The following is an 8,880-nucleotide window of genomic DNA, read 5'->3' on the forward strand; positions in this document are numbered from 1 at the left end:
CCGAATCGACGCTTAAACTTTGAATTGCTAAGGGTTTGGGTGGCTTCGTAGTTCATCTGCCTAGGTGTAAAGCAATGAACCAAAACCTAAAAATCTACCATAGAAACTATTATGCAAGAGGTCTACTGATTTTGACAGGCGCTAAGGGTATCGGCAAAAGCCATCTTCTAAGATCGTTAGAATCAGAGCTCAACGGTCATTTTACTCAAATTATTCACCACCCTATTCACACAGTCCCAACATGGGAAACGTTTTACCAGCAGCTGTTTCCAGATACTACTAATCAACCTCCGGCTGCACTGTCTTTGTCAGAGGATCAACTCCGTCAGCAGGTACTACAGGCCTTAACCCAGCAACCGTATTTGCTGGTGATCGATCAGGGTGATCGTTTTTTAGATGATCCAAAACACAATGATTTCATCCAAGCAATCACCACCACATCTAACCACCAAAGCTGTTTACTGTGGTCTGGAGCAGGCCTTCCCAAGGTCACAAAGGCCCACAACATTTTCATAGAAACATTGGCAGGCATGTCATTTAACCAGGCCAAAATATTTCTGACCGATAGCTACCCCCACCTGGCTACCTCATTAACGGAAAAAGAACATTATTGGCAACAGCTGAATCAACTGTGCGGAGGAAATCCCACGCTTTTACACCACAGTGTGGAGACGATCCAATCTTTTTATTCCAACCAAATTGAATGGCTCATTACTCACCCCCTAACGCTATCCCGTTCCCTGGCCAATTACTTTGATACTCTTTTTAATGATCTATCAGAACCGGAACAGGTTCTACTCTATTGGCTAGCCCTAAGGCCCCTATCCTGGCTCCAACTCAAAAATTGGCCATTGGTATTGCCTTTTGATGAACAAGAACTGATGTACGCTTGGGATAGTCTCCACCGACGGCATCTAATTGAGACTTCTCTCAATAATGATGGATTATGTCATATTACACCTCAATATCTTGGCCTCTACCTAATCAATCAGCTACAGGAAATTTTTGTGCGGGAACTGCTTGAGGAAAAATTGGACCTTTTCCATAGCTATCCCATCGTGATGCCAACAGCCCCATGGTCGCAACAAAAAACGCTCCTCGACTATTTCCTGCGGCCAGTCGCTGATGCACTTAGGAAAAAGCTGCCCCTAGGGGAGCTACAAGCCCGGTTTCATCGTTTGCTCGATCAGTTAAACACATACTCTGAACCATCTCGCAGTAGTGCCCCTGGTAACCTGTTTAACCTAGGAGCTGACTTGGGTCTATCCATGGCCGATATGGACTGGAGTAACCAAACCCTATGGCATGCTGATCTTAGGCTGTCCGGCCTGCAAGGAATAGACTTTAAAGGGTGTCAATTCAAAGCAGCGGCCATCGCCTCAGGGCTACAGGGACAATTAGCGATGGCACTACACCCCCAGGGCGAGAGTATCGCCATCGGTGATGGCCAGGGACTGCTGCAAATCTACCAATGGAAGGAGCAGCGGTTTGGGCTGCATTGGTGTTGTGATTTAGAGTCTCCTATTCAAGAAATCATCATCACCCAGGATGATCAGTTAATTGTGACCACGACCGGTCAGAGTATTCACCGGTGGAACTCTCTCCTCGATCCAGAAAGCTGTGCCACGGCACACCTTGAGACAGAGACCCTGGACAGTATTGCCATCAGAAATGATGGTGCTTTGATGGCCACTAGCTTTAGCAATGGAGATATCCAGCTGTGGGATTTAGAGTGGGGGGGAATCGAAAAAGAAGGAGACTCCCTATCTGCGACCAGTCCTATTGTTAGAGATTTAATCTTTAGTGCCGATGGCAAGTACTTAGCCGGTTACGGGACTGACAATCAGATCCTCGTTTGGCATCAGGTTTCCGGAAGCAATACCTACCAGACCAGTGAAATACCCATGCCATTAAACCCCTATGGTACTTTCCTAACACTTCAATGGACGGACACTCACCTTAACGTGATCGAAGCCATCCAAAATACCGATTCTCCAGACTATCTATCCAATGTAGAAGTTCGCACATTTACGGTCGATGCAGAAATGCTGATGGACGACTCTATCCAGGTCGATGTTCAGCGGCTACCCTACGGTCCTGATCAACCTTATCAGGCGGTCTTTAGTAATAATGGGGCTTATATCGCTTTGTGTAACATAGACCACAAGGTTCAAATTTGGCATGCCATGAATCCTATGCCTGAGCGAGCGATTCAGCTACCAAATTTACCCTATGCATTGAGTATCTGTAATGCTGGAAATATCCTTCTCTGCCTGGAAACTGCTGGACTCAGTCTCTGGAATCTTTCCGAGGGCAAATGTCTCCAGACCTGGAAGGTCGTCAGTGATCTAGATCAATATAGAGACTGTACATTTTATACCAATCAAGGTCTTTCAAAAGCCGAACTAATTGGTGTACAACGATTGGGTGCGATCCATTGCCAGGATTAGATTTGAACAATTTTGATTTTTTTGATGAATTTTTGATACAGTCTAAAAAACCACTTAAAAAGGCTAGATTTTAAGTATATTTTGCGTTATTAATTAAGTACCTTAGATGACCTTAAGAACGGATCAAAGCGGATCCCCTGTTCTATGTACTCCAGTAACGGTGAGTTTTTTGCGAATCGTCAAGCGACGAGAGCTGAGCGTGAAGTATATAGCTATATACGTTGTTTAGCCAGGTTAGAGGACTCTGTTCAGGCCATTGATGGTTTTTACAAACTCCTATGGCAGGGAGTAGTTACCCATCCAGAGTTTGATTCCAATGCGGTGCGCAATGCATTGATGTCTATTATAGACTCTTCAGATGCTGATGAAATTATGCCCTATGTGATTAACCGATGCTTTTATACCATTGGTAATCCTTGGCGCATGGACAACCACCGTCATCCGGCGTTACGCACGCTGGTTGAGAAAGCGAGTCAACTACCCGAGAGGCCCAAAAGTCGTCAGGTTAAACAGTTAGTTGGGGCAATGGAAGCCTACATCAGTAATGAGAACCTATATGTTCCTCTACAGCGTCAGATGCGTCTGTTATCTGATGAGGTAATCGAAAAAAACGTATCTTTTGGCGATTGTTTTAAGGACTATTTCTTTATCTACGAGTCCGCCGCGGCTACCCGTGATATTCCTGTCCAGCATCGCAAGACTATTCAATTACAGCGACAGAAGAAGGCTCAGGAGCTGCATCAACAACTAAATGTTTATTGGCAGGTCAGTCGACAGGGTACCCAAGATCAGATTTTCAACCCCACCCGCCTAGGGCATACCCAGTTAAATGATGCGATTTGCACATTTCACCCCCAGCGAAAAGGGGGGTATCGGCACCAGGCTCAAACGTTTGAAGCCGGTGTTTCGGCCTTTCGCACGACTGGGGACTTTGTGGACCCATTTTACGATTACATCATGGAGCCGCTGCTACAGGTGGATGAGCAGTATGGCCGTAACAACTTTAGTAAATTGGTTAAGAATGTGTTGATTGATGCGGGAGGCAAAGGTCAAACGCCCCTGACAGGGATTTCCATCAACCAAATGTGTACTCGTTTATTAAAGTTGCTGGTGAGCAATACTATTGAGCGTCCAGAGACGGCACATTTCAAAAAATTGGTCACAACGGCTGGAGCAAAGACAGTCACTGCTATCTTGTTAAAGATAGTTTTATTTAGACGGACAATTCGTTCATGGTTTGAAGACCGGTTTGGCATTTTATTCCATATGCAAGAATCTTGTGCTCTGGATAAGGTGGCTTGGTTGGTAGAGTCTTTTGAGTATATGAATGTGGCGCTGGCGCTAAACGCGCCATGGGTTAACTATACGCCTAGGCCAACCGCTTTCTGAGTTTGCACGCCATAGCAGTCATTCTCGGGAGAACAACTCAAAACGGGGCGTTTTCCCTAGAAATAACTCAGTATATTGGGTTGCTAGGTCGCGTTCCAACCTGACAGGCTGCTCTCCCCAGACAAAACCTTGAACAACGGCTGCCGACACTGAAGACTGCACGTAATACATCCCTCAATACATCGTTCCCGTTAAGAGCTAACAGAACTTAATGAACGTTTGATGATTTTAAAGATAAGCTTAGATTATTCAAGAAAATCAACACATAAATTGTGTTTATTAAACTTAACATTTACTAAATTCGTTTTAGGAGAAAACCAATGATTAAACCAGACGCCTACAACCTTGAAGTTAAATCAGGGACTCGCAACCATAAGGGCTACTTTGTTCAAGACATGGCCTACAGACTGGTGGGCATTGATAAGTCGGGTTGGGCCTTGATTTGCCAAGACAATACCACTTGCCACTACGTAGATCCTGACTGTTTACAAGCAACCTCAGCGATTTAAACAACTTAGCGAGAAAGTTGTTGCAATATACCTACGAATAGTAGATATATCTACTATTCGTAGGTATATCTACTATCTGAAAGATAGCCGTAGTATCTGACGCTAGTTGTCTACGGCAAAATTCCTTTTAAAATCTTTTACCTATCAATCCCATGAAACATTTTAGCGCCCTTATCCTTTCTGAGCAGCGGGTTCCAGTTTCAAGACTGGAGGAAGCACCAACCGTCGAGAGACAGACCTGTATTTGTTGTTCCAATGTCTTACTGCGCCACGTGACATCCGGAAAACTCTCCTGGCGCTGTAGTCACTGCGGCTTCAATCTGCCAGTTTAAGTCAGCGGGTGCCCCAATCTCCTACAACATGGCCAACCGCTCCCTGAGAAGCTTGGCCTGGGTCTCCGCTTCCATGAGCGAATCCCGAGCTTCCTGAACCACATGTTCAGGAGCCTTAGCCACAAACCCCTGATTATCCAAGCGACCACTAATGGACTTAATCTCCACTTCTATCTTGGCTAGGGATTCTTCAAGTTTCTGTTTGAGGGCATCCACATCCACCAAACCCGTTAGGGGAATCAGTACCTGCACTGTCCCAAATACACCGGCAAACATTTGTCGTGTATCCCGTATCCCGGCAAGTCTCCCACTTGCTTTAGCAGACTCAAACTCTTTGGCAGAAGAATCAGCCGCAGGACGGCTAAGGTTACCCACAACCTCGTCCCAAAAACCGATTGTATTATCCCAAAGCTGTCGACGATTATCTGCCTTAAGAATATAGCGACCGCCAAACCAGGCGGTGTAGCCCACACCAATCATCTGAAAGAATCGACCCATTAGGGGCAGGGTATTGAGGCCAGAAATAACCGCTGCGGCCAACCTCAGACCAAGCCCTGTGAGCAGCAGTAAGAAAACAACGGAAGCTGGCTTCTTTGCTGCGCTGTAGGCTTGCCCCATATAGCCCAGGGGGTGTTTCAGCAGGGTTTGAATCGCCTCTACACCATCTCCCCAATCAATCTCGGGGAGCGTGTCAGTTTCATTAGCTTTATCGTTAGATACCGATGCTACGGGAGTGGTTTCATCCAATGATTGCTCTGGAGTATGGGTAATGTCTAACTCCGTAGCTGTGTCGGTTAGGGTCGTCCCGGCAATGGTCAAGGTTTCCACCTTCGCCGTAGCTTTCAGATAGGTCTGGGTAGCTGTCAGGATGCGTACCTCGTTGGCATCATCGGTGTTCAAAATGGCCTCAATCTTGGCCGAGGGTTTCACTCCGGCGGCGGCCCGCAGATTCCGAATGGTGCGAATGGTGCCAATCAAGAGGTCAAAGTCTTTGTCGAGTTCTCCATCCACCAGTTCGGGCTTAACCGTGGGATAGGGTTGCACCGCCAAGTAGCTGTCCTCACTGGTTTGGGTGAGGGTATGCCAAACTTCCTCGGTAATGTGGGGAATAAAGGGATGCAACAGTTTAAGAATGCCGTCCAGGACAAAGGCTAGGGTTTGTTTTGCCACCAGCTTGGAGTCTTCATCCTGACCATAGAGACGAGGTTTGACCAGCTCAATATACCAGTCACAAAAGTCTCCCCAGGTAAACTCATACAGGGTCTTAGAAGCTTCACCCATGCCGTATTTGTCCAGCTCGGTGCGGGTTTTAGCAATAGTTTGGTTAAACTTGGAGAGAATCCAACGATCGGCTAACTCTAGTTTGGCCCTGTCCGGCTCACCCAAACTGTTCGGGGTGGCTCCCCCCAAGTTCATCATGACAAACCGGGAGGCGTTCCACAGTTTGTTGGTAAAGTTGCGCGAGGCTTCCACCGATGAGGATTCGTCGGTTTTGCGGTTGTAGTCCAGGCGAATGTCCTGACCGGCTCCGGCCACCTCACGGATCAGGGTATAGCGCAGGGCATCGGTGCCGTATTTATTGATCAAGATCAAGGGGTCAATGCCGTTGCCCTTGGACTTGGACATTTTCTGGTTTTTCTCATCCCGCACCAGCCCGTGGATATATACGGTTTCAAAGGGCATGGTGTCGGTGAAGTGACTGCCCATCATGGTCATGCGGGCGACCCAGAAAAAGATGATGTCAAACCCGGTGACCAGGGTGGTGGTGGGATAATAGGTTTGGAAATCCTTGGCATTTTCATCGGGCCAGCCCATGGTGGAAAAGGGCCACAGACCAGCGGAGAACCAGGTGTCCAATACATCCGGGTCCTGTTTTAGTTCCACCCCGTCGCCGAACTGTTCTACGGCTTTGGTTCGGGCTTCTGACTCTGACTCAGCCACAAAGAAGGGGGTGGAGTCGGTAATCTCGCCATTGGTTTGGCTGACAGCATACCAGGCAGGAATTTGGTGGCCCCACCACAGCTGGCGGGAAATGCACCAGTCCCGCAGGTTCACTAGCCAATCACGGTAGACTTTGGTCCAGCGTTCGGGGACAAACTTAGGGGATTGACGGTGATCTAGGTCTGCCAAGGCCTTGTCCGCCATCGGCCGAATTTTGACAAACCACTGAGTGGATAGGAGTGGCTCCACGGGCACCTTGCCGCGATCGCTGTAGGGCACACTGTGCCTATAGTCTTCGATCCGCACCAGGGCATCGACTTCCTCTAGGGCGGCGACCACCTGCTTACGGGCTTCAAACCGGTCTAGGCCTTCAAACCGACCCGCATTTTCATTCATCGAACCATCTTTGTTCATGATGGTGATCATGGGCAGATTGTGGCGCTCCCCCATGGCAAAGTCATTGGGGTCGTGGGCGGGGGTGACTTTGACGCAACCGGTCCCGAATTCTTTGTCCACATAGCTGTCGGCAATGATGGGAATCTCCCGACCCACTAAGGGCAGGGTGAGGGTTTTGCCCACCATATCTCGGTAGCGCTCGTCCTCTGGGTTTACCGCCACTGCCGTATCCCCCAGCATGGTTTCTGGGCGGGTGGTGGCTACTTCTAAATGGCCGGAGCCATCGGTGAGGGGATAGCGGAAATGCCATAGGCTACCGTCTACCTCCTTGTTTTCCACTTCCACATCGGACACGGCGGACTGGCTGGCGGGGCACCAGTTCACCATGTAGTTGCCGCGATAGATTAGTTTTTCTTCGTAGAGTTTGGTAAAGGCTTTGAGGACGGCTTTGGACAGACCTTCATCCATGGTGAACCGTTCACGGGTCCAGTCTACGGACACTCCTAGCTTGCGCAGCTGATTGACGATGGTGCCGCCAGACTCTTCTTTCCATTCCCAAGCCCGCTCTAAAAATTTGTCACGACCTACATCTTCGCGGCTTTTGCCCTGGGCCTTCAGCTCTCTTTCTAGGATGGTTTGGACGGCGATACTGGCGTGGTCGGTGCCCGGCAACCACAGGGTATTGCGACCATTCATCCGCTGGTAGCGGACCAGGGTATCGATCAGGGCATTTTCAAAGGCATGGCCCATGTGGAGGCTGCCGGTGACGTTGGGCGGTGGAATCACCACACAAAACGGGTCCCCTGGATGGTCCGGATCGGCCTTAAACACAGCATTATCTTCCCAAGCGGCTTGCCACTTAGATTCGGTTTGGGAAGGATCGTACTGGCTCGATAGAGTGGGGACAGTGGCGGTCATTGCCTTAGGGGTTCCTTGGGCGCGGATTACTATGGGTGTTGCTGTTCCCCTGCATGGGGGTGGGGGTCAAATCCTGGGCGATTAACCAGGGATTTGACAGGGATAAGTCTTCGGTCAGCAACAGCATACTGACTAGCTTAACGACTAACTTAATAATGTTAGGCCATAACTGGAAAGTCTTGGAGAGCTAGTACTGTATCAGAATTGAATTCAGGCAAGTAGTGGGCAAGCGGGCCGTGGAAGATTTAGTAGAGACACCGATACCTAATGGGCAGCGGGTCGTGAAAAAATCAGCAGGGACACCGATACTGATTACCAGCTTTCGGCCTTGGAAAGCTCATCAGGGAATGAATACGAGCGATGTGCTGGTGCAACAGGTCAGGGATAGTCTGCCGAGCAATACCATGGCCTTACGGTGGCTGCCTGTGAATTTTGACCTGGCTCCGATCCGGGTGATTAGTCACATGGTGCAGTATCGACCCAAGGTGGTGATTTGCTGTGGCATGGCTGAGACGCGTAAAACGCTGACCGTCGAGCAGTGGGGCACCCATGGTCAGCATCAGCTGTCAACCCCAGTCGATCTGCAGGTATTGATTAGGCAAACGGTCCACACCCGCATTAGCTACGATGCGGGTGATTTTGTGTGCAACCGTCTCTACTATCGGGTGTTGCAACATCTGGCAGGGCAGGCAGAGCAGCAGACGGCGGTTTTATTTGTGCATGTGCCATTGATCACGACGGCTAACCAAGCGGTGCTTGAGTTTGACTTTCTGAAAATTGTTGAGTACCTGAATGGAATCGGGTGATTGTCTTGTATGACTGGAGTTTAGACAAAAAATGTTGAGAGAGCGATCAGCCCTTGAGCCAGATCGCTCCATAGACGAAGCTGAGGAAACACAACTAACCTCAATCGTCTATGAACAGTGTTACCAACCTCAAAGCATT

General features: G+C 48.8%; 5 protein-coding genes. 4 read left to right on the forward strand and 1 reads right to left on the reverse strand.

The window, feature by feature from the left end:
* Nucleotides 1-74 precede the first annotated feature (74 nt).
* The 3 genes from VB741_RS25400 to VB741_RS25410 all read left to right on the forward strand — a co-directional run bounded on the left by VB741_RS25400 (nucleotide 75) and on the right by VB741_RS25410 (nucleotide 4,348).
* Nucleotides 75-2,450 carry an AAA family ATPase gene (locus tag VB741_RS25400; RefSeq protein ID WP_323368024.1) on the forward strand — a complete coding sequence of 792 codons (2,376 nt, stop codon included), beginning with the start codon at nucleotides 75-77 and terminating at the stop codon, nucleotides 2,448-2,450.
* A gap of 144 nt (nucleotides 2,451-2,594) precedes the next feature.
* Nucleotides 2,595-3,839, forward strand: coding sequence for a hypothetical protein (locus tag VB741_RS25405; RefSeq protein ID WP_323368025.1), 1,245 nt, complete (start codon nucleotides 2,595-2,597; stop codon nucleotides 3,837-3,839).
* Between the two features lie 320 nt (nucleotides 3,840-4,159).
* On the forward strand, nucleotides 4,160-4,348 hold the full coding sequence (locus VB741_RS25410) for a hypothetical protein (protein WP_323368026.1): 189 nt from the start codon (nucleotides 4,160-4,162) through the stop codon (nucleotides 4,346-4,348).
* 353 nt (nucleotides 4,349-4,701) lie between these two features.
* On the opposite strand, the gene VB741_RS25415 is transcribed toward VB741_RS25410, so the two are convergent.
* On the reverse strand, nucleotides 4,702-7,935 hold the full coding sequence (locus VB741_RS25415) for a valine--tRNA ligase (protein WP_323368027.1): 3,234 nt from the start codon (nucleotides 7,933-7,935) through the stop codon (nucleotides 4,702-4,704).
* A gap of 236 nt (nucleotides 7,936-8,171) precedes the next feature.
* On the opposite strand from VB741_RS25415, the gene VB741_RS25420 reads away from it, so the two are divergent.
* Entirely contained in the window at nucleotides 8,172-8,741 is a 570-nt protein-coding gene (locus VB741_RS25420; protein ID WP_323368028.1) for a pyroglutamyl-peptidase I family protein, read from the forward strand.
* The last annotated feature ends 139 nt before the right edge of the window (nucleotides 8,742-8,880 follow it).

It is taken from the genome of Leptothoe sp. PORK10 BA2 (assembly GCF_034932105.1).
GTDB lineage: Bacteria > Cyanobacteriota > Cyanobacteriia > Phormidesmidales > Phormidesmidaceae > Leptothoe.

Coding starts and splice junctions, on each gene's coding strand:
- VB741_RS25400 (WP_323368024.1), top strand. CDS start 75: ATGAACCAAAACCTAAAAATCTACCATAGAAACTATTATGCAAGAGGT.
- VB741_RS25405 (WP_323368025.1), top strand. CDS start 2,595: ATGTACTCCAGTAACGGTGAGTTTTTTGCGAATCGTCAAGCGACGAGA.
- VB741_RS25410 (WP_323368026.1), top strand. CDS start 4,160: ATGATTAAACCAGACGCCTACAACCTTGAAGTTAAATCAGGGACTCGC.
- VB741_RS25415 (WP_323368027.1), bottom strand. CDS start 7,935: ATGACCGCCACTGTCCCCACTCTATCGAGCCAGTACGATCCTTCCCAA.